We start from the raw sequence: 26,469 nt of genomic DNA, 5'->3' as shown, positions 1-26,469 counted from the left end.
TATTCTATAGAAACTTCGTATAAGGTGTCCGGAGGGGCCTGCGCACGTTCAAAATCTGACAAAACGACATCAACAACACTAAAAACATCAATTTTTTAATTACTTCTATTTAGCTACTGTCTGAAATTGAAAACACAAGCTTTTTACATTCACAAATTGCAATAATCTTAAAAATCGCCGCCAATAAAATTTTAACTCTTTCTACCGGATCACTAGGAAACCCAATATCCGAATACAGCGGATCATACTGGTTATAGTCAGTCAAATACGTCGCATTGGGATACCCGGGTCTATCCCCAATTAGAAACACAAAAGTTTCTTCGCTTGGCAACAACTGCGGCGGATAATTAAATAGCTCCGCGCTGCTAATTTTAAATATCCCCAGATCGCTTTCGGAAATATATTTATCCAACGTTACCAAAGCGTCTGGGCTGGGTGGCGGAAAAACATATCCAAATACATCATTCGACATGCTGATACCTACTTATCTAAAATCCAAAACCATACAACTTTTCCGTCGGCACTTACTTCTCCACAATACTGTTTATCGACGAAGCCCCGACCATTAGAACAAATAGGGGTCAGACCACTATTTTTCTATTCTTTACCTCGGACTTTTCGGGCGCCCTGACATACTCGGTGAAACTCTCTTACCTAAAATATTTGCGATCTCCGACGCAAACTTCTGATCGCCCAGAACGTAATTACCGTTAGTATAAGATCGAATTTGTTCTATCAATACAGGTGAAAGCAGATCCTTGAATATAGACCGATAAGCTTCGGCTCGTTGCGTGGTACCGCTACCTAACTCGCTATAAACCACATACGGGCGTATAAAGTCTGATAGCTCGCCTTGTGCGGTTGCCCTATAGCTGTTCCAGCGATAATCGCCCGGATGGGCAACCATACCCGCTCTGACCGCGTTCATTTCGATATATCGATAGCACGCTAAACCATAGTTGTCTTGTTGAACCAAACAGGAGCGGAAACGGTCTTCCCCCAAAGTGCCCGTTCGTTGATATGTTCGATTGACATATTGAACATATCGCTGCCCCGCCCCCTTCATAAATAGGCCAGCCCCTGCGCAGCAGGTGGGAGTCAACAACAGATGAACTTTACAGCCATACAGTTGAGCAAGCACGGCTAATATATCAATGTAAAAAATGTAGTCTTCATTTGAATGAAAACACGCAGACCGATTATTTCCCGCTGTATAATATGCAACGGGATACCCGGCAGTAAAACCCTAGGACGGCGAGCCATATAACCCCCCCTAACTTGATAAGAGTTAACAGCTTAGCCGCTGATCAACAGGCCACCGAAATAGAATAATTACAAAAAATAAATCATATTTTTAAAGAGCAATTCCGCTAAACTCTAAAAAATGCAAGACCGTGGTCTGACCCCTATTCCCACTAACTGAATAAGAGTTTACAGCTTAGCCGTCTATCAACAGGCCAACCAAATAGCAACTCTGCTGAAATCTAAAAAACGCGAAAGCGTGCTCTGATCACTATTCCTCCACCTCGAAATCAAATAAAAATCCGCCCCATTTCTCGTTCTCTTTTTTGGGTCATTTCCTCAAATCTCAATTATCTACAAATGGAGCGCTGATCAGTATCGCCTCGATTTCATCGGACGCTTTTTTTTCCCACTCCTTATTAATCTTCCCAAGTTCCGAGATGTACTTTTCAAAAATCATTCTTCTGGAGTCTTTTCCAGTTACACGATGATGAAGTTCGTACTCCACCGCCATATCGAAAGCTACACGACTAATTATCCAAAAGAGAAGTTCATCCAGAGAACGCGTGTGCTTTCTGAAAATCTCATAACCCCTTTCTGAGGAAATATATTCAAAACCATCACTTTTTATCTCCACGTGAGGAGTCCCATCCTCCGGAGAGCTCACTCTGACCAGCAGCATAGACCTAGGCGCCCCCAACTTATCACCTATCAAATCCACGGCTTGCTGCAGTTCACCGACATTGGAAACCATATTAATTCGTTCTCCTCAGATAACCTTCTTCGATCAACCTTTTCACATTATATCTTTCTGCAAAATCCGGCAAAATTTGAACGCCTCCACCTGGCTCACCGAAGGCCGGCGCGATTTCACCTCTTACAACAGGCAGCGGTTTCATAACTTCGTATTGATGGTAGTCCGAGGCTCTTGAGCCAGGAGCCAAGGCTCTCTGCTCAAAAGGGACACCCAGAGGTGAGAGGAATGATCCGTCCGGTGAGCCATAACGGTCTAATTTTGTACCGACAGGTAACGTTCCCTTATCGCGAGCACCGGCAAAACCAAGATCTTTAGGCCATGCCCAGCCGCCGTCACCGGCTTTAAATTGATCATAGTAAGAGTAGCCTGCGGCTTCGTTATCAGCTGTTGCACCAATGGAAGGCTGTCCTTTTGGTGAAGTTTCGACAACCTTGGACGGAGGGGAACTCCCTTTCAAAGCTGAAGAAAGCTCCCCGGACAGTGCCTTACCTGCATAATGCGCAGCTGCCAGCTCCGCCAACGACTCGGCCGCTCTATAGCTTAGATCTCCCAGGGGGTTAGCCTCTCCCGGGTATTGCTCAGGGTGAAGCGAAGCTAAAACTCGGTCACCCTCTGTTGATGTGTAAGGTGCACCGATCTGGTCGTACGAATCAGCTGCACCTGCGAACGCGACGGTGCCGAAAGCGCCAAAAGTGAATGGAGCAGCGCAACCAACAACGCTCACACAGGCTGGGGAGGAACCTACCATACCAATGTAAGACAGCGTGCCTGCTCCCGCCCCGCCAATTGCACTTGTAGTATGCCCGAGATTTGTAAGTAACTCGTCGTTCGCACTTAGGGCGTCGTCTACGCGATCTTTGAAAGTGTAATCAAATTGCCCTGTGCTTTTGAGTAACGCAATTTCCTCAGTAAAATTCCTTACCCTGGTTCTCTAGATCAACAAGCGTTTTGTAATTCTTGTCACTCGCAGGAACAGACGCACTGCAATGGGTCAATGCACATGCTGCAGCGTCATACTTCGCCTTGTTCTCGGGGTTGCGTCGACGTAGCTCATCCAGCGCCACGGTCTGCATTTCGTGCAACGAGTGATTGTATTGAGTAGCATTCTTCGCTATCCAGCCACCCTTTTCCAAGGATTCCGCGTCAGCGTCTTCCTGCGTGGCCGCAGCGAGTACACCTATTACTTGAGAGCTCATGGAAAGCAGGGTCTTATCGCCACGAACTAATGAACTCAAATGCCCAACTACTGCCTCATTCACGCCCGCCGCTAAAGCACCGGTTTTAAAATCGCCTCCGGTAGCTTCCGCAAGCAAGCCACCTACCATCGCATGCACAATAATTTTTGGTGGATAGCCCTCGGTCAAACGCCCTTTTGTATAGTCCCCCACAGCATTAAAGCTGACTGCCGCAAGCGTGTTGAATAGCGCGCTTTTCAGCGCGTCACTGCCACTTCCACCTTGTCCTAAAGCCTTGCCAACAAGCATCGACGTACCGTTCTGCAACGTCTGATTCGCAGCAAACTGCCCTGCCCCGGCCCATGTATTCAAAGGCGGAGACGTAATATTCCCTGTCCCGTACTCGGTCTTTGTACCCGTCCAACCATCGAAATAAGCGGCAGTCAGACCGGCTGTTGCTCCTGCAATAACGTATCCCTTCATCGCATCCGAAGAGGTTACGTCCTTGAATACCGCGCCCAGGTTGCCTCGGTTATTAACGACACTGACGGTTGCATTGGTCGCTGCCCCTGCTGCAACGGCACCTGCCGCAGCTGAAATACCGGCCGCCGTTTCTACGGAAATGGTTCCGGCAGCAACCATGCCTCCAGTAGCAGTGCCCATTGCGCCTGCCGCCAGCGGCCCAACCACTGCCGCCATCACAATCGCAATAATGATCTGCGAAGCCGGCCCCAAGCCCGAGTTGCTGTATTTGAAGCTGTCGTGGATCTCCTTGACCTGCCTCCAGTCCACATCGCCACGCTTCTCAGCGTCCTTGATCCAAGCCAACTGCGGATCGGCCTTAACCATCGCATCAATGGATTGGCTGACTGTCTCCTGATTGACCTGGTTAATGTCGATCTTCAAACCGGCGACAGCTTTGATTGCCACATTGCCTTCGGCGATCAGCTGACTCTGGCGGACGGTTTCGTCGGTGTTGCCTTTACCTTTGGAGGAAACCCAGAACGCATTGTTATTGCTCTTCTCATGGCTCTCCTGATGCAGGTCTTTGACCGCTTCAAAAGTAATCGCGCCACCACTATCCAAGGTGATGTCCTTGCCGCTTTGAAGCTTGGCAAGTTGATAGGTCTGATCGCCTTCACTCTTGAGTATCAGATCGCCGCCGGACTTGATTTCAGTACCGACGTTGGTAATGCGAGTGACCTCGTCGCGCTGGGTCTTCTTGGAACCCCAGCCGCTGTTTTTCTTCATGTCATACAACGTATGCGTACTGTTCTCAGCCGCCAACAAACTCAACTTATCCCCGCTATACAGATAAGCCTCATTCCCCGCACTGATCCTGCTCGCCACGATCGCGGTGTCACGCCCAGCCTGGCTGACAAAATCCCCACCCGCCGTCAGCACGCTCGCCACTTGAGTAGTCTGGTCGTCTGAGGTCTTGATGCGTTTTTTGCCGTCTTTTTCCTTGCCTTCGACGTTGTGCATGTCGCTGACCGAGGCGACGTTGACGTCGCGGCCGGCGGCGATGTTGAGGTCCTTACCCGCCGTGGCGTTGCTGCCGATGATGTTGACGTCTTGCCCGGCCTGCAGGTTGATGCTGCCGCCTGCCGTGACGCTGGCCGCGAGGTTTTTGACGTCGGTGGTGATGCTGGATTTGTGCCCGCCGTCGCTGAACTCGTGTTTCACGCGGGTATCGCTGGCGGCGATGAGGTTGAGGTCGCGGCCGGCGGTGAGGATGGCGTCGTTGCCGGCGGTGAGGGCACCGCGGTTGGTGAGGTCGCGGCCGGCGTCGATGGCGAGGTTTTCGCGGGCGACGATGGTGCCGGCGCTGGTGTCGGTGAGGGTGCGCATGCCGGCGCCGTCACGTACCTGGATGGCGGTGTTGTCGTTGATGACATCGCCTTTGAGTGCGGTGAGGCTGACTTGCTTGCCGCGGATTTCGCCGGCCATGGCGTTGCGGATGCTGTCCTGGGCCAGCAGGTTGAGGTTGTTGCCGGCTTCGACCAGGCCGCCGGTGTAGATACTGCCGCTGCTGATGGCGGAGAGGTTGTTGCTGGCGCGCAGGGTGCCGACGTTGATCAGGTCGCCGCCGGTGACCAGGTTGAGGTCGCGGCCCTGGATCAGGCTGTTGCCGCGCACGTTGCGCGAGTCGGCCTGGGCCAGGTAGAGCACCGGGACGAGCACGGTCTGGCCGTCGATGACGCGGTTTTCCATCCACACGATGTCGTGGGTCAGAGCGCCGACTTGCTGGCCGGTGAGGGACACGCCGAGGCTCAGGCGCAGGGCGTCTTTGCTGGCCAGTGCGTTGTCCATCAGGTAACGGAACTGGTCGGCGTCGCTGTACAGGCCGCCGGCGAGGAAGCGTTGGCCGGTTTGCGCGAGCACGGCGTCGCGGATCAGGCGGGTTTCGTACTGGCCGTCACCGAGGCGGCGCCAGGCGTTGTCGGAGTTGAAGCCGAGTTTGCCGAGCATGTAGTCGGAGCTGAAGAAGCCCGACACCGAGGTGAACTCGGGGTTGGTCTCGATCAGGTAGTGGCTGGTGGGGTCGGCGTTCTTGACGAACAGGCCGTACTCGCCCTTGGGCAGTTGGAAGGTGGGCGAAGTGGTGGGGTCGACCGGGGCGAAGGCGGTGCCGGTGTAGTCCACGGGCACGAAGCCGCCGCCGGGGGCCACGCCCACTACAGGCAATACGCTGCCGGGCGCCTGGGCGCTCGGGTCGTTGGCGTGTTTGCTCAGGTTGATGTTGATGCCGCCGACGGGGATGCCGGTCTGGTCGTCGCCGAGGGTGCCGGTCAACTGGGCCAGGGTGTTGTTGTGCAGCGTGCCGTTTTGCAGGGTGCGGGCGACGTTGAGGTTGACCGTGCCGCCGGCTTGTAGCGTGGCCGCGTAGCCTGGACCGCCGTTGTCGGTCCAGGTAGTGGCGTTGCTGACCTCGGCAAAGCGGTCATCGGAAGACCGCGCCTTGAGTGCTTCAAACCGCGCCAGGTCGAAGTTGCCGGCTGCGACAGCGGCATTGAACGCTGGGACGTCGTGAAACTCCATCTGGTCCCAATAATCGATGTCGATCCTTTTGGGTGTACCCACGACGATGGTGTTTTGGCCGGTGCGGGTGCCCGCGCCCTGGTTGAGCAGGTCATTGGCGCTGATGCTCAGGTTGCCATTGGCGGCCAGCAGGCTGTAGCGGTTCTGAACGTTGTCGCCCTGGATGACCACGTCTTTGCCAGCGACCAGGCGAGCAGGTGCCGAGTCCTTGATCGCCGACTCCAGGTAGGTCTGGTAAATGTTGATTTGACCGCGCTTGAACGAGTCGTGGCCGGCGCAATGCTGGCCACAAACCCACTCTATACGGCCGGTTGTCAGTGTCTGGCCCAGCTCGAACTCTGCTTTGGCGTTTTCCACAAACGCGGCATTGATGCCGATATTGCCTTCGCTTTCCACAGTGCCGGAAAGGTTGCTGAAACCTGCCGCGCGCGCGCCATTGACGGCGGTAAAGGTCAGGTTGCCCTTGGTGTAGACATCACCGTAAAGGTTGCTGAAGCTGTTACCGCGCAGGGTAAGGTCACCGCCGCTGAACAGCAGCGAATCGGCCGCATTGGTGATGCCGTTGACCGCAGTGAGGTTCACCGCACCCTGGGCGCCGAGGGTGCCGCGGTTGTCGATTTGCGCGGCGGCGATATCCAGTTGCTGGCGGGCGGTGAGGAAACCGAGGTTGGCCAGGGTGCCGTTGAGGGTCAGGCGGGGCATTGGTTGCCGCCAGGCGGCCGCCGTTCTGGTTGAGATTGTTCGCGACGACGGTGAGGGTTTGCAGGGCCGATACGCGGCCACTGTTGTTGATATCGCCGGTGGTGATGCTGATGTCACCGTCGCTGAGCAGTTCGCCGCCGTTGTCCAGGCTGGCCACCTTGAGGATCAAGCCCTTGGCGCTGGCCATGCGGTCGCCGGCCTTGAGGGCCAGGGCCTGGTCGCTCTTGTAGGTGAGCACTTCGTTGAGTTGCACGCGGCCCAAGCCGTCGACTTTGCCGAACGCCCAGTCGGCGCTGCCCATGCCCTGGATATTGCCCTGGCTGCCGGAGAGGCCGGCGGTGTTAAGGTGGAACAGGCCGGTGCCGGCGTGTTGCAGCATACCGCTCTGGTTGTTGAGGCTGGCTGCGTCAAGGCTGAAGGCCTGGCTGCCGAATTCGAGGGTGCCGTTCTGGTTGTTCACCTGGCCGCTGAGGTTGAGGCTGCTGCTGGCGCCGCCCAGCGCGCGCAGTTGGCCGTTGGCGCTGTTGTCCAGGTTGCCGCCGGTGAGGGTCAGGCCCTGGTTGGCTTCGATCAGGCCGCCCTGGTTGGTGAGGGTGTCGCGGGAGGTGAGGGTGAGCTGGTTGCCGCTGATCTGGCCGCCCGCGCTGTTGTCGAGGGTGGCGCCGCTGAGGGTCAGCTGCTCTTTGCCGAACAGTTTGCCGCCACGGTTGGCCAGGGCTTGCACGGTCAGTTGCAGGTCACCCACCAGGCTCGCCAGCAGGCCGCCGTTGCTGTTGTCGACGCTGGCGGCGGTGATGTTCAGGCTGTCGCCTTGCACGGTGCCGTCCTGGTTTTGCAGGCTACCGGTGGTCAGTACGGTGGGCGCGCCACCGCTGAGGATCAGGCCCTTGCGGTTGCTCAGGTCCTGGCCGCTGTAGCTCACGCCTTCGGCGCCAGCCAGCAGTTGGCCGTTGTCGTTGTTCAGGTGCTGTGCGGCGATGTCCACGCGCTTGCCGCGCAGGGTACCGCCGTCGTTGTTGAGGGTGGTGAGTTGCTTGACCAGCACGCTGCGCTCGCCCGCGTCGATCTGGCCGCCGACGTTGGTGAGCAGGTCGCTGACCTTGAGCACCACGTCGCCGCCATCGCTGACCAGCGCACCTTTGTTGCTGTTGTTGAAGGTCTGCGCGGTCACGTCGACCGTCTGGCCCAGCAAGATGCCGGCGCTGTTATCGAAACGCTCGCCCTGCAATTGCAGCAGGCCTTCGCTCTGGATACGGCCTTGGGCATTGAGCAACTGGCCCGGGCCTTTGAGCAGCAGGCTCACGCCCTGTGCGCCACCGGCCAGCAGGCCGGCGCTGCGGTTGTCGAGGCCTGATGCGCGCACGTCGAGCTGGTCGCCCAGCACGCGCCCGGCGCGGTTGTCGATATCGCCACCAGTGACGTCGAGCAGCAATTGCTTGCCGACGATCACACCGCCCTGGTTATTCAGCTGGGCGGTGTGCAGTTCGATATCGCCCTGCCCGGCCTGCAGGCGGCCCTGGGCGTTGTTGAGCTGTTGCGCGGCGGTGAGGGTCAACTTGCCGGTGTCGGCGCTGAGCACGCCGGCTGCGTTGTTGCTGAGGCTGCCCGCGTTCACGTTGAGGTCGGTGCTGGCCTGGGCGAAACCCTGGTTGTTGTTGAAGGCGTTGGCAACGGTGAGGTTGAGCGCGCCGCCGTCCGCCTGGATCAGGCCCTTGAGGCTGTTGTCGAGGTCGCTGGCATTGACGGTGGCGGTCTTGCCCACCAGCACGCCGTTCTGGTTGTTCAGGTTGCCGGCGTTGACGGTGAGGTCGTTGGCGATGACTTGCCCGCCGCTGTTGTTGAGGTTGGCGCTGGTGACGACCAAGCTGCCACCGGCCATTTCGATACGGCCCTGGCGGTTGTCCAGGGAGGCGCTGTTGAGCGTGGCGGCCTGGCCTTCGCCGAACCGAATCAACCCGCCGAGGTTGACGATGGCCGGCGAGGTGATCGCCAGGCTCTGCTCGCCGAACAGGCGCGCGGTGGCGCCTTGGTTGGTCAGTTTGGCGCTGCTGACTTCGATGTTCTTGGCCTGGATGACCGCGCCCTGGTTGGTCAGCGCTTGCGCGGCGGTGATCGCCAGGCCTCGGCTGGCCAGCAGGTTGCCGGAGGTGGTGACGGTTTGCGCGTTGACCACCAGGTCGCCGGTGGTGTTGCGGCTGTTGTCGGCGGCGACGCCGGCTTCGATGATGCCGGGGTTGCTCACGTTGGCCGCGTTAAGCTCGATGCGCTGGCCGGCGGCGATGCTTTTGCGGTTGACCAGGTCTTGAGCGCTGGTGACCTGCACGTTGCCGTTGGCGTAGACCTTGTCGGTGAGGTCGACATTCCGCGCCGTGACCTTGACGTTCCCGGTGGCCGCCGCCTGCGCCATGCTCAAGCGCCCATTGGCGTCGAGCTGGATATCCCCACCACTGGCCGCCAGGGTGCCGTCGAGCTTCACGCCCACGCCCGCTTCGGTGCCCACCAGTTTGATCGCGCCGGCGTACATGCCGCCCAGTGCCGAGGAGTCAATCGCCAGCTCGGGCTTGGCGCTGCCGTCGTCAGCGCGTGGCGTGGCGTTGAGCGTTTTGGCATCGACGTCGTTGCGCCCGGCGATCACGTTAAGTTCGCGGGCATTGATCTGCGCGTTGATTTTGGCCGAGCGGGTGATGATGTCGAAACGGTCGACGTTGCTGGCGTTCAAGCCTTCGCCGTCGATGGTCACGGCGCCGCCATCGACCTGGTAGCTTTTCAGCTGGCCGGTCGGGTCGAGTACCGGTTTGCCGGTGGTCAGGGTCACGTTGGGCGTGTTGATAAAGCCGCAACCGCTGCAGGTAATCCCGTAGGGGTTGGCCACGATGACCTTGGCCGACTGCCCCGCCACTTCGGTGTAGCCGCGCAACTGGCTGGCGCTGCCGCCGTTGACTTCGTTGAGGATGACGCTGGCCGCGCCGCCCTTGAGGTTGGGGTTGCCGACGATGTAGCCGCCCAACTGGGTGTTCACCACCGCACCGGTGGCGTTGTTGAGGATCACGCCGTTGGGCCCGACGTTGTACTGCTGGAACTGGTTATGGGACAAGCCTGCGCCATTGGGCGTGGCGATGTTCACCACCGGCACGCCATTGCCCGCCGCACCCACGGTGGTGCCCGGCGCGCTGACCACGATGCCCTCGGCCTGGGCCAGCAGCGGCTGCCAGAACAGCGCGTTGACGAGGATCAACGCAAGGCCGCGCTTGGGCAGGCCGAGGAACGAGTTTCGCGACTTCAGAGCAGCAGAAGGTTGGCGGGCCAGGAAGGCGAAGTGTCGAACATCCATTTTCGTACTCTCGTTGCAGCGGGCATTAAGGACATGCGGCAGTAATCGGCGGTGGGGGCTCGCTCATTACTGCCGACACGCGACCGTCAGGCTGGCGGGAAATAGAACCTCAGCTCTTATTTCCATATCGAGCAAATGCCATTACTTAGCCATCAAATCGCCGAATAGGTTAGTACAAGGAAAGGGGCAAAAGTTCGCGAGGGATGTGTGAATTGGATCCCACTTATCGGAATTTATGTGTGGGGCTGGTTTGACTGGCATCGACGCAGCCGGCGAGCACGCTGCCATCTGTTTGGACTTGTAGTTATCGGTGTCTTGCAGACTTTGCAGCGTGAGGTCACGACCAACGGTGGCGGTGATTTTGTCTGCGCTGACTTGCGCACCCTTGAGGGCAGTGTCCCGCCCACTGATCAGGCTGACCTGTTTGCCCGCATCCAGCCTTGTCTCCGTCCAGGTGGTGCCGGCGCCCTTCTCGTTGCCGGTGGCCTTGTTCGCATTGGCGAAAATACTCAGGCCACCGCCTTCGGAGCCAACGCCCAGGCTGATGCCAACCGCTCCACCGCTGCTGTTGTTTTTTCCATCACGCAAAAACGTGGTCTGACCCTGAGAAAGCCCACAAAACTTCCTTGCAATTCAGTCAGATAGCTTGAACTGGCCTGCATGAGTCGGGCAGTTTGGTAGTCGCCAAACAAACCAATCACCCGAGACTCATGCAGGCCGTACGATTCTTACACAAGGCATTTTCCCAAGCACTCCCCACTCTGCACCGCAAGCGCCTGAGCGCCCTGATGAGCTGCGTCAGCGCTTTGCTGTACGGGCGCCGTCTGACGCTGACCGATCTGGGCAGAGCTATGCCCAGCAGAGCTTACGTCAAGCATTCGATCAAACGTGTGGATCGCCTGCTCGGCAACGTTCAGCTGCAAACATGAACGTCCGCTGTTCTACTGGAAAATGCTCACGGCACTGATTGGCTCCTTGCGCCATCCCTTGATTTTGGTGGATTGGTCGCCGATCAATGCCGCTTCTGATCTTTACGTGCTGCGGGCGTCAATTCCGCTGGCTAGCCGAGCGTTCCCTATTTACGAGAGCGTGCATGATCGTGAAGGTTGCCCCAGGCAGCAGCGGCGGTTGCTCGATGCGCTTGAACTTATGCTTCCCGAGCAGTGCGTACCGATCCTGGTGACGGATGCCGGGTTTCGTCGTCCCTGGTTCCAGGCTGTCGAAGCCAAAGGCTGGTATTACGTGGGACGTGTGCGCAATCGTGATCTCTATCGTAACGAGCAAGGTCAATGGCAACCGATAAAGCAGCTCTACCGGCAGACAACATCGACCGCACGTTCGCTTGGCCAAATTGAGATGACGCGTAGCGCACCGTACTGGGTTGCGCTGTACGGCATTCACCAACCGCCCAAGGGAAGAAAACATCGGCGAGTGACGGGTAGCATCGCGCGCAGCAAACTCAGCCGACAGAACGCTCGCCGTGAACAAGAGCCCTGGCTGCTCGCCAGCAATTTGCCGCAACCGCAATGGATGGCTCGGAAAATTGTCGGTATTTACCGCAAGCGGATGCAGATTGAGGAAGGTTTTCGGGACATGAAGAGTCTGCGTTTCGGCTTTGCCTTTGACCTGCATCGAACGCGCTGCCCACGGCGTATCGAGATCCTGCTGCTGATCGCCGCGTTGGCCTGTTATGCACTGTATCTGGCCGGTCTTCAGGCTCGAACGACAGGGCGGTCACGTCACTTCCAGAGCGACAGCATCAGGCATAAACCGGTGCTCTCACTCTGGCGTCTTGGCCTCGAATACTTGAGATGCTCCACCACCGGATTCTCCTGCTCGAAATTGGCGGATATGGAGCTATTGCTGCGCGATGAAGTGCACCGGCAAGCTCAGAGGCTGGAGTAGATTTGTGGGGATTCCTCAGGGTTTGCCCTCTATTCCCTGCTATTTCACGCTCGACCTTGTATACCTATCACTGATTTCAGAGTAATTAATGGTCACAGAATTAACGTCATCAACAATACAATTCCATTTTTTACCGAACTCGTACGCCAACCATAAATACATCTCCATCGACCCTTTTGAGTGTCCCAACTGCATTTCAATCATTGTCCTCGGTGTGGCACCCAATAAAGTCTCCCATTCTAAAATATCTTGCGCATCATAAAAACCTATGAATTTTTCGGAGGTGAGTAATGACACATACAAAGTCGCCTCGCCCCAGCTCAATACTCCGCGACTACGTTTACCGCCGCTGACGATTCCACCTATAGAGTGAAGAAAATCAGCGAACGTGTCTTCATCAATTTCCACATCCGATATAATTGATGCTGAGTCGCTCAAAACTATAACCCCCCTTTTTTGGCTCCATACTCGAATAACTCTTCGACGCTATTAATTACTTTTAACCCCTACCTTTTCATAAGCTTTGATCTGCTGCGGCTTAACCACGTTCGGAGCAAAAAGTATGACTTCTTTACGATCAGGGTTAAGCATAGTGTTATTTTGTAACTTCTGTAACTGTTCGATTTTTCCAGGCTTCGGACTGCTGGCAACCTCAATGATAAAACGAGGTGTTTCAGCGTCTATCTCGCCAATTCCCACAGGTTTTCCGTCAAAAAAACCAGATCTGAATTTACTTTGATAATCCAAAAGCATCCCTTTTTCGCTCAATGCTCTTCCGACTTGCCCCTCTAAAACCTCTCCCGTGACATCTGATTTAAGTGCCAAGTCAATTTCATTATCAAATCTTCCTGGAACAACCGTAAGAGGTCTCCCGGCTAACCCAGCTTCGTTATCAGCTGCACCAGCCCAATTTTTTCCCGCGATCAGCTCACCGGACTTAGCTGCGCTGTTTAACTCGGCACCTGATGCAAGCCTCTTAATCGCAATACTCTCCAAAACAAGTTCGAAAACAGTCTTGGCCCCCCGTGCCGCCGGCATAGCAGCCGCCAGAATATCCAGCTCAGGCGTGACGTCTTTGGTCCCCTTGATCGCGATGTCCGCCAAACGCTGCGACGCATCCGCAACGCTCGACTCATACGTAGACAGCCCCGATAGCTCGTTTTGATGCTGAGTCGTCTGCTCTTGACCGTACTGCCGCCATTGGTCGTAGACCGCTCCGGGGCCGTAGACATTTGCCGCATTAAAAAGGGTGGGATCGTTTTTCTGACTCTCTGTGGCACCGAAGGCGTAGACCTTCTCGCCCTTGACCATAATGGGCGTGCCATCTTTCCAAGTCAGCGGAATTTCCTGTGCGGCTAACTGGGCAACGATTCCCTTGGCCGTGTTCAAATCTTCCATGAATCGCTCGGACTCGGTGTCGTTGCCCTTGGATTGCTGCACCAGTGCATTCAAGCGTGCTTCGTCAGCTTTATCGACCGCACCGCCAGCGGCAATCATCAGCAAATCAATCCAACGTGTACTGGACTCAGCTTTGCCCCGCTTTTCCAGCTCTTCGGCCTTCTTCTCCAGAATTGGCACTTCCTGGGTCTTGTGCAGGCGACGGTTGAATACTTCAACACTATTGGCCGTTCCACCCGCCACTATCGAACCGTTTACGCCATTACCAGCACCTACAACAGTGCCCACACCCGCCGCAATCAACGACGCCAGCGCATCTTGATCCGTACCCTTGATTTGGTTTTTTTCCAAAGCATCTGTGATCGCGGGTATCAACGCGGCTGATGCACCTGCACCTAGTGCACCGCTTTGAGGGCTGCCGCTGGACAACCCAATCGCCGCCCCAGCCAGCGCATGCAACATCACACGTGCCGCACCACCCTCTGCCCAGGCTGCGCGGGTGGCCGCATCGGATTTCGGATCTATGGATCTGGTCTGAGCGTAGTCGCCTATCTTTTTAAAGATGTCACTGGAGGACGTATTGGCAACAATCCCGACGGCTGCAAAATAGGGGTCAGACCCTGAGGGATCCCCGATTTTTCTTACCAAAAATCAAGAAGTTGGAATATTGAAGAGGCCTGCATGAGTCGGCAACTTGGTTTGCACCACACAAAAACAAGAACCCGATCCCATGCAGGCCATCCGATTTTTACGCAGAGCGCTCGCTCAAGCACTGCCTTCAATCCATTCTCGCCGCCTGACAACGCTGACGAGTTGTGTCAGTTCGTTACTGCAAGGCCGTCGCCTGACGCTGACAGCGCTGGGACGCTTTATGCCAGGTCAGGCGCATCCAAAACATGCGATCAAGCGAGTGGACCGATTGTTGGGTAATCAACACCTCAGAGCAGAGCGGCCACTGTTCTATTGGGTGATGCTGCGGGCGTTGTTGGGCTCCTTGAAACATCCTTTAATCTTGGTCGACTGGTCTCGAATTGATGCGTCTGGCGACGCCTTTTTGTTGAGAGCCGCGGTCCCGTTTGCGGGGCGCTCATTTCCTATTTATGAAAGCGTTCATGAGCGCGAGAGTTGCCCCAAATATCAAAGTCGCCTGCTCAAAACGTTGGCTGCATTACTACCTGAGGGATGCGTTCCAGTCCTGGTCACTGATGCAGGTTTCCGGCGCCCCTGGATGAAAGCCGTAGCGGCGCAGGGCTGGTATTACGTGGCCCGCATATGAAATCGTGAGCTTTATCGCCACGAAGAAAATGACTGGCAGCCTGTGAAGGATTTGTATGTTTTAGCCACTTCATCACCTAAGTCGTTAGGCCGTTTCGAGATGACGCGTAGCGCCCCTCACTTCATCGATTTGTACTGCGTCCGCCATTCAGCCAAGGGTCGTAAGCATCAACGGGTCACCGGCTCAATTGCCAGAAGCAAGCTCAGCCGGCAGTCTGCCAGACGTGAGCGTGAACCGTGGTTGCTTGCCAGCAACCTGAAGCAAGATGAGTGGAATCCAGCAAAAGTCGTGGCGATTTATAAGCGCCGTATGCAGATCGAAGAAGGCTTCCGAGATGTAAAAAGTGAGCACCTGGGATTGGGCCTGAATCTGCATCGAAGCCATTGTCCCAAGCGCATCGAAGTGTTGTTGTTGATTGCCGCTTTGGCCAACTACCTCATCTTCTTAACGGGGCTGCAGGCACGGGAGAACCAATTGGAGCGGCGCTATCAAAGCAATAGCCTAAAAGAGAGGCGAGTCCTTTCATTGTGGCGATTAGGTTTGGAGTACTGGCGCAGTTGCACCGATTTTGGTGGCCGAAAACACTTGGAAATACTGGAGCATGCTCTGCGTGATGAGGTGCATCATCAGGCACAGAGCTTGGCGTAAATTTGTGGGGATCCCTCAGGGTCTGCCCCCTATTCACCCACCTAAGAGACTCGACAACAATAGGTACTTTTACTGGACAAGCCTGAAAAGCAAGTTCGCAAGCCACTTTTACAGCAATTTTTCGTCGTTCCTCACTGACCAACTTAAGCTTTTCTACAAGTCCTTTCTCAACCATTTCTAAACGCATAATCATTGTTTAGCCTTTGGCAATGGTTTTAATATGGCGCGGACACATCCTGTGCGCTCTTTAAACTACGACTGCCAGAATGTCAGACAGACGCCATATTCATCTAGAAGATCGTCAGCAATTTCAAACTGAAATACCTTTTCTGGAAAGGCGTCGGATAACGCGCGTTTCCAATATCTAGTGATCTGTTCAGCAAATAAATGACAAAGACGATAATCTTCTTCCGACAGACCCACTTTAAATACGGGTCGGCCCGGTGCATCCTCCCACTTTGAAAAGAACTGATTTATTGAAAAAATATTTCTGTATCGTTCAACGTCTCTACGCGATGTACTTTGCTCCAACACACCAGATTCGGTCTCAACCAGCCCGTTCAAATGAAATTTTTGCGAATCGTATTGCTGAGCGTTAGGCAGCCAGAAAATGTGACCATTGACCTCAATAAAATCAGGAGATAGCAAACCCAGAACAGAAATTGCCTGTTCTAATGAAACCAAGTGCCCTACATATGAAAAAAACTCCCCGGAGCCAATATCTGAAACAAACAGACTTAACGACTCTTTAGAAATATTACCCTGATAAACTTTCATCATTTCAACCCCAAGCTATCAAGAACCGACCGAGGAACATTTCCCTCAAAAACTTTTGTATCACTTCCCTTCTTGGGGAAATATGTTCCATTCGGAGCTTGGTTCCATTCGACCACCTTAATCCGAGAGCTAGACACATCATATAGTGCACGCCCCTCAGGACCGTAGACAACAACATGCCCATTTCCAAGATTCGCATAAGAATCGGGAGTTTGCCCTTGCAACGGATACTGAACACCACCACGCGTTCCCGTGACCGTCACATTCGTTTCCCTAAGTCCCTTGGTATAATCTAAATCAATAGTATTACCGGCAGAGTCCGTAATGAACCTGGGTGTATTTGGAGCGTTGGTAGTTGTTTTTGGACCCGCGAAATCCGCATCGTTAGCAGCAGCCTTACCAGCATCTACAAAGCCAGTTTCTCCAGAAACCAGCCCTGAAGGAGTTGCCTTCGCCCCCCCCAACTCTACTCGAGCAGCAACCTTAGCCGTAACCTTCTCCGCCAACAAGGCGCCGCCCTTCACCACCCCCCCGCCAACTGAAAGAACCGCAGCCATATCACTGATCAGCCTTCCAGTTTCAACCCCGGCTTGATATGAACCACTGGCTCCGGCTTCTTCATACTGCGCTTGCAGTCGATCTATGCGGTCAATATACGGCTGCTTGACCGCGTCCCAAACACCACCGCTCTCAACTACTGCTTTCAGCGCCGCATAAGTCTCCTTGAGGCTGCCTGCAGTGTGCACGATGCTGTCAACGGTGTCGTTTAGCCCCAGAACAGCACCAGCGGCAGCACCGATTGTAAAACTCGCATCCTGCGCAATGTCGATCGCTGTCCACTTCGTCGCTGTGCCTGTACTGCAGACCAACGTCGGACACTCCCCCATTTCCTTGTCTCTCTGAGCCTTCTGCGCCTTGCTCAGATAGTTGTTCTGGACCGCATTAGTCCCCGCTTGCGCCCCGGTCACCGCCCCACTCAGGTCACCACCAGCAACCCCCCCAGCCAACCCTGCGGCCAAGCCCGACAGCGCAACCACCGTCTCCCTCTGCTCCTGCGTCAGATCCGCCGTCGCCGTGCCCGGATAGAGTTGATGCGCGATCAGCTCGCCAGTCGCTGCCCCGGCACCGCCTGCCAGCGCCGAGTTGCCCTGCGCCTGCGCTATTACCGCACCCAAAACGGCATGTGCCATGGTGTTAAGTGCGTCGTTGTTTCCAGTCGTTTTCTTGATCACTTGCGCCAGATACGGCGCCGATGCGCCTGCAACGGCTGAACCGATATCGCCCCCAACCAGCCCTTGCAATGCCGCTGTCACCGCCTGAGCCACGCGCGGGTAGTCACCACCCACGCCGTAGTCAGCCATGACCTTTTTGTAGGCATCGCTGGCCGCGATCTGCTCCTTCGTCGGCTTATCAACACCTTTGTCGATCAGTTCCTTGCGACCCGCCTCTTTGGCGTTGAGCTCGCCCTGTGTGTGCACGATGTCGACGGTTTGAGCACCAATATCCGCAATCAACTGCACCTGCCGCAGCCGCTTCTGCTCTTTCTCCTTATCGAAGATGGGGCTGATGGCGCCGTTGGCGTGTTCAACATCGTGGCTCAGCGTCGCGACGTCCTGCTGCTGTTTGGCAGGGTCGCGGATGTTGAGGGTGCCATTGGAAATGGCCGAGGACGTGTTGCCGCTGTCGCTGTCGCCATGATTGAATGCGATCAAACTGCCGGTGGGCATGTTGCTGATGAATGCGTTGGTGCCATCGCTGCCACTGCCGACGCTGGCGCTCTGCAACTGGCTTGTGTAGTCAGCCTTGTTCTTTAGAACGCTCCAGCCAAGGGTGCCGGTGTTCAAGCGGTTTTTGTCCGGCGTAGCCGTGCTGGCGATCACGCTGCCATCAAGTTGCGTATGGTTGCCCACATCGATCTGGTAGCCGCCCTTGCCGCCGAACAGGCCGGTTTGCTCCTGCACGCTCTGGTATTTAGAGTCGATCTTGCTTTTGCTGATGCTCAGGTTTGCGCTGCCACCCGTGCCGATGATGGCGAAGCTGATGCCCCCGCTGACATCCGTCTGTTTGGACTTGTAGTTATCGGTGTCCTGCAGACTTTGCAGCGTGAGGTCACGACCAACGGTGGCAGTGATTTTGTCTGCGCTGACTTGCGCACCCTTGAGGGCAGTGTCCCGCCCGCTGATCAGGCTGACCTGTTTGCCCGCATCCAGCGTTGTCTCCGTCCAGGTGGTGCCGGTGCCCTTCTCGTTGCCGGTGCCCTTGTTCGCATTGGCGAAAATGCTCAGGCCACCGCCTTCGGAGCCAACGCCCAGGCTGATGCCAACCGCTCCACCGCTGCTGTTGTTTTTTCCATCGAGCTTTTGATTGTTGGCCGCAGCCTCAAGGCGAATATCGCGCTCCGCAGCTAGCCTCATTTCATTGGTGGCCTGGAGCTTGCTGCCTTGAACGCGGATATCACCCGCGTCACCCGGCGTGCCATTCCCCTGCGCCACGATGGTGAGGTTATTGCCGGCCGTCAGGCTGCTGCCCTGGCTTAAGGTTTGCTCCTGCGTCTGTTTGGATTCGGACTTTTGCGAGCCCAAAGAGATGCTGATACCGACAAACTGGGCAGCGTTGTCGCCGGTCATCCCGCCATCCTGCCGCGCCGCTTGCCAGGCCTGTACGCCGGTCAACCCTGCTTTGACACCTTGCAGCGCGGAGAGGCGGCTGTCGTCCTCGTTCTTGGCCTGCTTGGCGGTCTGGTAAGCGGCGTCCACTGCGCCACCCACGGTGCCGGATAACGCCAGGGTCAAACCACTGGATTTGCTCTTGGAGGTCTGCTCGCTGCGGTTGTTGTTCTCAGAAGCCAGGACGCTGACATTTTGCCCAATCAGGCTGATGTCCTTACCGGCAACCACATCAGAGCCGCGAATGGTCAGGTCTTTACCCGCCTGAACATTTACGCTGCCCTGCACACTACCGATATTGCTGGCCCGGGTGGTCTCGGTGCTGCTGGTAAAGGTGTTCTTATTGCTGCTTGAGCCCAGGGTGACGCCGATGCCGCCGCTGCTGAGCAAACCCGACTTTTTGGTCGAGGACGAATGGCTTTGCTCGAAGGTTTCCGTCGCTCCGTCGATCACCACATTACGCCCGGCAATCAGGCTGGTGGCGTTGGTAGACACCACGTCACTGGCGCTTGTGCCAATGTCTCGACCGGCACGCACGACCACCGTGTCGGCACTGATGGAGGAGCCCTGCTGGGAAATCTGGTTAGTGCTGTCGATGCGCGTTTTCTGGCTGCTGGACAGCAACCCATTGCTGGTTTTGGTCTTGCGGTAATAGCTGTAGTCGCTGTTCTGCGCGGCATTCAGCGTCAGATCGTTGCCTGCATAGAGGTAGGCTTCCTTGCCCGCACTTGCGCGGCTCGCGCTGACGGCGAGGTCGTTGCCTGCGCTCAAGGAGAGGTTTTCACCGGCCACCAGTGAGGTGCCGGCCTGCTGAACGTGATCTTCTTGACTGGTGACCTTCTTGGAATTAAACGCCGAATGCTGTTCATTCGCCGCCGAAGCCAGGTTCAAATTGCCTTTGGCCACCATCGCCAGATCACGCGTTGCATTCAACTGGCTGCCGATGGCACTGATATCCCGTGCCGCCACAATCTGGAAGTCCCGCCCCGCTTCTATCACGGTGCCGTACTGCGTCACGCTGCTGTTGCGTGAGTAGGTGCTGACGACATTGGCGTTACGCTGTTCGGCGGTGGCCAGGTTCACGTCGCGCCCGGCTTGGATGCGGGTGTCGGCGCCGCTCTTGAGCACACCGCCGGTGCTGTTGACGTCGCGACCGGCTTGCAGGGCCAGGGTGTTGGCGGCTTCGATGCGCGCGGCGTTGTCGACGAAGTCGGTGCGTTCGGTGCGGTAGCCGCTGCTGCTCTGGTGGCTGGTGACGGTGCGCTCATTGAGCACATCGCCGCTGATCGCGCCCACGCTGACATCGCGTCCGGCAATGATGCCGCCGGCGCGGTTGGTCAGGCTGTTGCCGGCGAGGAGGTCGAGGCGGTTGCCGGCTTGGATCAGGCCGCTGTTGACCATGTTGCGTCCGGCGCTGGCCGCGAGGTTGTTGGTGGCGCGCAGGGTGCCGACGTTGTTGAGGTCTGCGCCGCTTACCAAGCTCAGGTCGTTGCCGGTGATCAACGCGCCATTGGGCGCCAGGCGGTTGTTGGCCTGGGCCAGGTAGAGCACGGGCACCAGCACTTGCTGGCCGGCGACGGTGGCGTTTTCCATCCACACGATATCGTGGGTCAGGGCCGCGACTTGTTCGGCGGTGAGGCTTACACCGACCGACAGGTTGAGCGCCTGACGGCTGCCGATGGCGTTGTCCATCAGGTACTTGAACATCGCCGTGTCACTGGTTTGGCCGTCGATGAAGCGCTGGCCGGTGCGGGCAATGACCGCTTGCTGGATCAGGCGTTGTTCATAGAGGCCGTCACCCAGGCGTTTTTGCGCCTGGTCGGGGTCGTAGCCGATCTTGGACAGCAGGTAATCGGAACTGAGGAACTGGCTGAGGTTGGTCAGCTGCGGGTTGGTTTCGATCAGGTATTTCTGTGGGTTGGAGACGAACTGGCTGTCCGGCAGGCCTTGCACCCGATTGATGACGACACCGTCGGCCGAGGAGCCGGTGCCGGGTACGACCGGCCCGGTAACCGGTGCTCGGTCTACGCCACCGCCGCCCAGCGTCCAGCCTTGCGGGCCGGTGCTGGCTGGCGCGCTGCTGCCTTCGCCACTGAGGCGGAACAGGCCGCCCTGCCCGCTGGGCAGGGTGAAGCCGGGCAAGCTCAGCGGGTTGATCTGCTGCTGGGCCAGATCAGGAGGCAATTGCTGGTTGAGGGTGATGCGGGTCGAGTAACCGGCTGCGCCACTGGCACCGGTAGCGCCGGTGGTGGTTTTGGCGCCCGCACCGATGTAGTTGTAGCCCAGGCGCACCACGCTGTTGTCGATACCGGCTTGCGCCTTGACGTCCACCGCGCCGCCAGCCTGAATCACGGCGGCGTAACGCTGATCATCGCTGGCGATTTTGGTGACTTTGCCGAACTGGGTGCGTTCGCTCTCCATGATGCCGACGAAGTTGGCCACGGTGGCCTCAAGGCCGCCGAGGTCATTGGGGTTGTAACCGGCGCTTTTGTACCAATATTTGTTGGTAAGTGCGGCGGCTGCATCGAACCAGCGTCCAGGGTGCTTGGTGCGCTCTGAAGTGAAAAGACGATAGGTCTCGGTCTCGCCGGTTTCGATGCCGGTGTTGACCAGGTTGTTCAGGCGCGCGGTGAAGTTACCGCCGGCCGCAATCGAGCTACTGCTGTTGAGCAGGTCGCCGCCCGCCAGGGTCATGTTGCCGCCGGCGGTGATACTCGAACCGGCACTGGCGGCGGTCACTTCCAGCTTGTCGCGGGTCAGCAACTCCCACACGTAGTTGCGCGGGGTGCCGCCTGCTTTGCAGTCACCGGCGTTAACGTACTCGATGCACGCGCCCTCGGTGGCCGAGGCGGTGTAGACACCCGCGTCGTTGACGGTCAGTACCGCACGTTCATTCTTGATCGTAGCGGCGGTGAGGGTCAGGTCACCATCACTCTGCATGCTCGAAGAGCTGTTGATAATGCTGTCAGCCAACCCACCCTTGCCGTCACGATCGACGCTCAGGTTGCCCATGCTGTAGACGTCGCCGTAGCTGTTGTTCAGCGACGCCACACGCAGGCTCATGTCAGCGCCGCTGAAGATCAGGCCGTGGTCGTTGAGCAATGCGCCGGTGGTGACCGTGAGCGCTTGCCCGCTGCCGAGCGTGGCGTAGTTGTTGAGCGCGCCCGCGTTGATCAGCAGGTCAGTGGCCGAGGTCAGGCGGCCGTGGTTGTTCAGGGTGCCGCTGAGGGTTGCGCGGGTCACGCCACCGCCGGCGATGCTGGCGACGTCGCTCAAGTTCGCCTGGGCGGCGGTGAAGTTCAACTTGCCCAGGCTGCTGATGCGCCCGCTGCTGTTCAACGCGCCGCTCAAGGTCAGGTCAAGGTCGCCGTCGCTGGCGATCAGGCCGTTGGTGGACCAGTTGCCGCCGCTGCCGATAAAGCGTCGGGCGCCGAGCAATTGGCCGGTTGTTGTCTGGTCGAGCGTGTTGACGTTGACCGTCAGTTGTCCGGCCTGGATCACGCTGCTGTTGGTCCAGTTGTCCTGGGTGATCGTCAGGTCGCCCCGCGTCACCAGGCTGCCGCCGACGTCATTGAGGTTGGCGGGGGCAATGCCGAAGTTGCCGGTGCCCACGTGCAGCACACTACCGCCAAGGTTTTGCAGGCTGCCGGCGTCCAGTGTCAGGTTGGTGTTGGCGGTTTCCAGCACGCCGTTGCGGTTGTCGAACACGCCACCGATGGCGAACTCAGTCGTGCCGTCGGGCCCGAGGGCACGCAGGCGTCCGGTCTGGTTGTCCAGGCTGGCGGCGCGGACCTTGAGGGTGGATTCGCTTTCGATGATGCCCAGGCGGTTGTTCAACGCGCCGCTGAGGTCCAGGTCGATTTGCCGGGCAGCTATTTGGCCATCGTTGTCGCCGCTGTTATCGAAATCGTGGCCGACCACGCGCATCAGGCCTTTGGCATAGAGCCCGCCGTTGCGGTTGTCGAAATTGCCGGTGGTCACAAGGCCGTCGCTGCCCTGGGCGGAGATGCGTCCGCCATAGTTATCGACGCCACCGGCCTGCAGGTCCAGGGTCTGGCCCTGCATCACGCCGCCCTGGCGGTTGTTGTTGAGGTCGTAGCCGTTGCGCAGCACGCCGACGACTCGGGTTTGCAGCAAGGCCTTGAGACTGGCGAGGGTACCGCCACGGTTGTCCAGGCTGGCGGCTTTGATATTCAGGTCGCCGGTCTGGGCGATCAGTTTGCCGCTCTGGTTATCGACAGCATTGACCACATCGAGCGTCAGCCCGCCCTGGCTTTGCAGCGAGCCTTTGGCATTGTCGAGACGATCGGCGTTGAGCTGGAGGTCCGCGTTCTGGCTGTAGATCAAGCCGTCGTTACCGTTCTGTACCAGACCGCTGGCCGTGATACTCATGCGCTCGTTAGCCGCCAGCGTGCCGCGATTACGGTTATCCAAGCCGCCGGTCAGCAGCGTCAACAGGCCTTGGCTGGCGATCTGGCCGCCCTGGTTGTCGATCTGCGTGGCACGGCTGATCAGCAACGGGCCGCCACTGGCCAATTTGCCGTTGGTATTGGTCAGGGTCGCCAGCAGGTCCAGGCGGGTGTCGGTGCCGCCGCTGATGCTGCCGGCGCTGTTGTCCAGGTTCTGCGCGGTCAGGTCCAGGGCCGTGCCGCTGTCGATGGTGCCGCCATTGGCGTTATTCAGCAGGCCGGTGACCTTGAGGTTTTGTTCGGTAGCGCTGGAAAGAACGCCCTTGTCGCTGTTATCCAGCTCGGCGGCGCTGACCGTCAGCGCCTTCTGGCTGACCAGCGCACCCGCGCCGCTGTTGAGCAGGCGGCCGGTGAGCGTGGCATTGAGGTCGCCGTAACGGCTCGACAGGGTGCCGCTGTTGCGGTTGTCCAGGCTTGCGGCAGTGGCGCTCAGGCCTTGCCAGCCGGACATCAGCCCGTTTTGGTTGATCAGCGTGTCGGCGTTGAGCACCAGCAGGTTATTGCTGATCAGCTTGCCTGCGCTGTTGTCGAGGGTGCGTCCGCTGAGGTTCAGGGTCTGCGCGCTGGAGAGTTCGCCGCCCTGGTTATTCAAGTCGCGCAGGTGATTGATGCTCAAGTTGCCGGCGGTGGTGATCAGGCCACCGGTGTTGTTCAGGTCGCCGGAAGCACTGCCGAAGTCCACGGCAATGGCGCTGCCGAGCAAAGAGCCGCCCTGGTTATCCAGGCTCGCGGTATTGATGCTCAGCAGGTTGGCCGCGTTGATCAGGCCCCTGGCCTGGTTGGTCAATGGGCCGCTCACGTTGAGCACGGTATCGCCACGGCTGGTGAGGGTTCCGCCGCTGTTGTCCAAGCTGGCGGCGCGTGCATCCACCGCAGCGGCGGCAATCATGCCCTTGACGTTCGTCAGGGCCTGGCCGATGCGCAGGGTCAGGGCAGTATTGCCGAGCACTTTACCGTCGCTGTTGTCGAGGTTGTCGGCGGTGAGCGTGAATGCCTGGCTGCTGGAAATCTCGCCGCCCTGGTTATTGACATCCTTGAGGTTGTTGAGCACCAACAGCGGGCCGTTGATCAGCCCGCCCTGGTTGTTGAGCTGGCCACGATTGAGTTCAAGGGTCAGGGTGCCGTCGGTCACCAGACGCCCGCCCTGGTTGTTCACCGCGTCACGGGCGCCGATGCTCAGCGGGCCAGCGCTTGAGAGCGTGCCACCACGGTTGACCAGGGTACCCGTGGTCACGGTGAGCAGTCCTTCGCTGCTGATCAGGCCCTGGTTGCGGTTGAGCAATTGATCGACGTTCAGGTTCAAGCCGCTGGCGGCCACCACCAGGCCGCCATCGCTGTTATCCAATTGCGTGCCGTTCACCGCCACACCCGCACGGCTGGAGAGCTCGCCGTTGCGATTGTCGATGTTGGCGACGTCAAGCTGCACGCCGCCAGTGCTGGCGACCAGGCCTTTCTGGCGGTTGTCCAGGCGATTACCGGTGAGGTGAAGAACGCCCTGGCTGGTGACTAGCCCGTTCTGGTTGTCGAGCGTGCCAGCGTTGAGGCTCAACGCCTTGCCGGCGGTGACCAGGCCTGCGACGTTGTCCAGGGTGGTCACCGTCAGCGTGGCCGTGTCCAGGCTGGAGATTTCGCCGCCGGTATTGTGCGCAGCGCCCAGATTGGCGGTCAGTGGCCCATTGCTGGTGACCAATCCGCCCTGGCCGTTCTGCAGATCGCTGGCGCTGATATCCAGCGCGGCGCTGCTGAGGACCCGCCCGTTGTTGCGGTTATCGAGCGCAGCCGCCGTGACGCTGGTGCGTTGCCGCGCGCTGAGGGTGCCGCCCTGGTTGTTCACGGTTTGGGCATCAACGGCCAACGCACGGCTGGCGATGACGCTGGTGCCGGTGTTGTTGAGGGTCTTGGCGCGCAGGCTCACATCACCCGCCGCGTTGCGGGTGTTATCGGGGTTGACGCCGGCTTCGATGATGTCGCTGTTGGTCAGCGTGCCGCCGCTGGACAGCGCGATGCGGTCACGTGCGGCGAGGCTTTTGCGATTGATGAGATCGCCTTGGGTTTGCACGTCCAGCGCTTGTCCGGCGTAGACCTTGTCAGTGAGGTCGACATTCTGCGCCGTGACCTTGACGTTCCCGGTGGCCGCCGCCTGCGCCATGCTCAAGCGCCCGTTGGCGTCGAGCTGGATATCCCCGCCGCTGGCCGCCAGGGTGCCATCGAGCTTCACGCCCACACCGGCTTCGGTGCCCACCAGTTTGATCGCACCGGCGTACATGCCGCCCAGGGCCGAGGAGTCAATGGCCAGCTCGGGCTTGGCGCTGCCGTCGTCGGCGCGTGGCGTGGCGTTGAGCGTTTTGGCATCGACGTCGTTGCGCCCGGCGATCACGTTGAGTTCGCGGGCGTTGATCTGCGCGTTGATCTTGGCCGAGCGGGTGATGATGTCGAAACGGTCGACGTTGCTGGCGTTCAAGCCTTCGCCGTCGATGGTCACGGCGCCGCCATCGACCTGGTAGCTTTTCAGCTGGCCGGTCGGGTCGAGTACCGGTTTGCCGGTGGTCAGGGTCACGTTGGGCGTGTTGATAAAGCCGCAACCGCTGCAGGTAATCCCGTAGGGGTTGGCCACGATGACCTTGGCCGACTGCCCCGCCACTTCGGTGTAGCCGCGCAACTGGCTGGCGCTGCCGCCGTTGACTTCGTTGAGGATGACGCTCGCCGCGCCGCCCTTGAGGTTGGGGTTGCCGACGATGTAGCCGCCCAGCTGGGTGTTTACCACCGCACCGGTGGCGTTGTTGAGGATCACGCCGTTGGGGCCGACGTTGTACTGCTGGAACTGGTTATGGGACAAGCCTGCGCCATTGGGCGTGGCGATGTTCACCACCGGCACGCCATTGCCCGCCGCACCCACAGTGGTGCCCGGCGCGCTGACCACGATGCCCTCGGCCTGGGCCAGCAGCGGCTGCCAGAACAGCGCGTTGACGAGGATCAACGCAAGGCCGCGCTTGGGCAGACCGAGGAACGCGTTTCGCGACTTCAGAGCAGCAGAAGGTTGGCGGGCCAGGAAGGCGAAGTGGCGGACATCCATTGTCAGGT

The 26,469-nt window shown here is 58.1% G+C and carries 8 protein-coding genes and 3 pseudogenes; 2 read left to right on the top strand and 9 right to left on the bottom strand.

Annotation, left to right across the window (positions count from 1 at the left end; all coding sequences use genetic code 11):
• Positions 1 to 109 precede the first annotated feature (109 nt).
• From QF045_RS03790 to QF045_RS03770, 5 genes and pseudogenes are all read right to left on the bottom strand, one after another.
• The gene (locus QF045_RS03790) at positions 110 to 472 is read right to left on the bottom strand and encodes a hypothetical protein (RefSeq protein WP_306491109.1); all 363 of its coding nucleotides are present in this window, start codon (positions 470 to 472) and stop codon (positions 110 to 112) included.
• 1,116 nt (positions 473 to 1,588) lie between these two features.
• Positions 1,589 to 1,996: an Imm63 family immunity protein gene (locus QF045_RS03785; protein WP_306491108.1), complete on the bottom strand. Its 408-nt coding sequence runs from the start codon at positions 1,994 to 1,996 to the stop codon at positions 1,589 to 1,591.
• Between the two features lies 1 nt (position 1,997).
• Positions 1,998 to 2,519: a TNT domain-containing protein gene (locus QF045_RS03780; RefSeq protein ID WP_306491107.1), complete on the bottom strand. Its 522-nt coding sequence runs from the start codon at positions 2,517 to 2,519 to the stop codon at positions 1,998 to 2,000.
• A 385-nt stretch (positions 2,520 to 2,904) separates the two neighbouring features.
• Positions 2,905 to 10,249 (bottom strand): annotated as a pseudogene (locus QF045_RS03775) (DUF637 domain-containing protein).
• Between the two features lie 141 nt (positions 10,250 to 10,390).
• Positions 10,391 to 10,882: a hemagglutinin repeat-containing protein gene (locus QF045_RS03770; protein WP_306494848.1), complete on the bottom strand. Its 492-nt coding sequence runs from the start codon at positions 10,880 to 10,882 to the stop codon at positions 10,391 to 10,393.
• Between the two features lie 77 nt (positions 10,883 to 10,959).
• Between QF045_RS03770 and QF045_RS03765 the strand changes: the two are divergent.
• Positions 10,960 to 12,154: pseudogene (locus tag QF045_RS03765) on the top strand (IS4 family transposase).
• Between the two features lie 39 nt (positions 12,155 to 12,193).
• Here the strand turns inward: QF045_RS03765 and QF045_RS03760 are convergent.
• Positions 12,194 to 12,592, bottom strand: coding sequence for a hypothetical protein (locus QF045_RS03760; protein WP_306491106.1), 399 nt, complete (start codon positions 12,590 to 12,592; stop codon positions 12,194 to 12,196).
• Positions 12,593 to 12,643: 51 nt separating this feature from the next.
• A complete protein-coding gene (locus tag QF045_RS03755; RefSeq protein ID WP_306491105.1) occupies positions 12,644 to 14,014 on the bottom strand; it encodes a hypothetical protein in 1,371 nt (456 codons plus the stop codon).
• 268 nt (positions 14,015 to 14,282) lie between these two features.
• Between QF045_RS03755 and QF045_RS03750 the strand changes: the two are divergent.
• Positions 14,283 to 15,476 (top strand): annotated as a pseudogene (locus tag QF045_RS03750) (IS4 family transposase).
• A gap of 252 nt (positions 15,477 to 15,728) precedes the next feature.
• Here QF045_RS03750 and QF045_RS03745 read toward each other — a convergent pair.
• Complete coding sequence (locus QF045_RS03745) at positions 15,729 to 16,256, bottom strand: hypothetical protein (RefSeq protein ID WP_306491104.1); 528 nt, start codon at positions 16,254 to 16,256, stop codon at positions 15,729 to 15,731.
• Positions 16,253 to 26,461 (bottom strand): hemagglutinin repeat-containing protein, encoded by a 10,209-nt coding sequence (locus tag QF045_RS03740; RefSeq protein ID WP_306491103.1) that lies wholly within the window; start codon positions 26,459 to 26,461, stop codon positions 16,253 to 16,255. The genes QF045_RS03745 and QF045_RS03740 overlap by 4 nt, the downstream gene beginning before the upstream one ends.
• Positions 26,462 to 26,469 lie beyond the last annotated feature (8 nt).

This window comes from Pseudomonas sp. W4I3, assembly GCF_030816195.1.
Classification (GTDB): domain Bacteria; phylum Pseudomonadota; class Gammaproteobacteria; order Pseudomonadales; family Pseudomonadaceae; genus Aquipseudomonas.
Note: the sequence above shows the minus strand (reverse complement) of the source record. Positions and strands in the feature narration are given on the sequence as shown.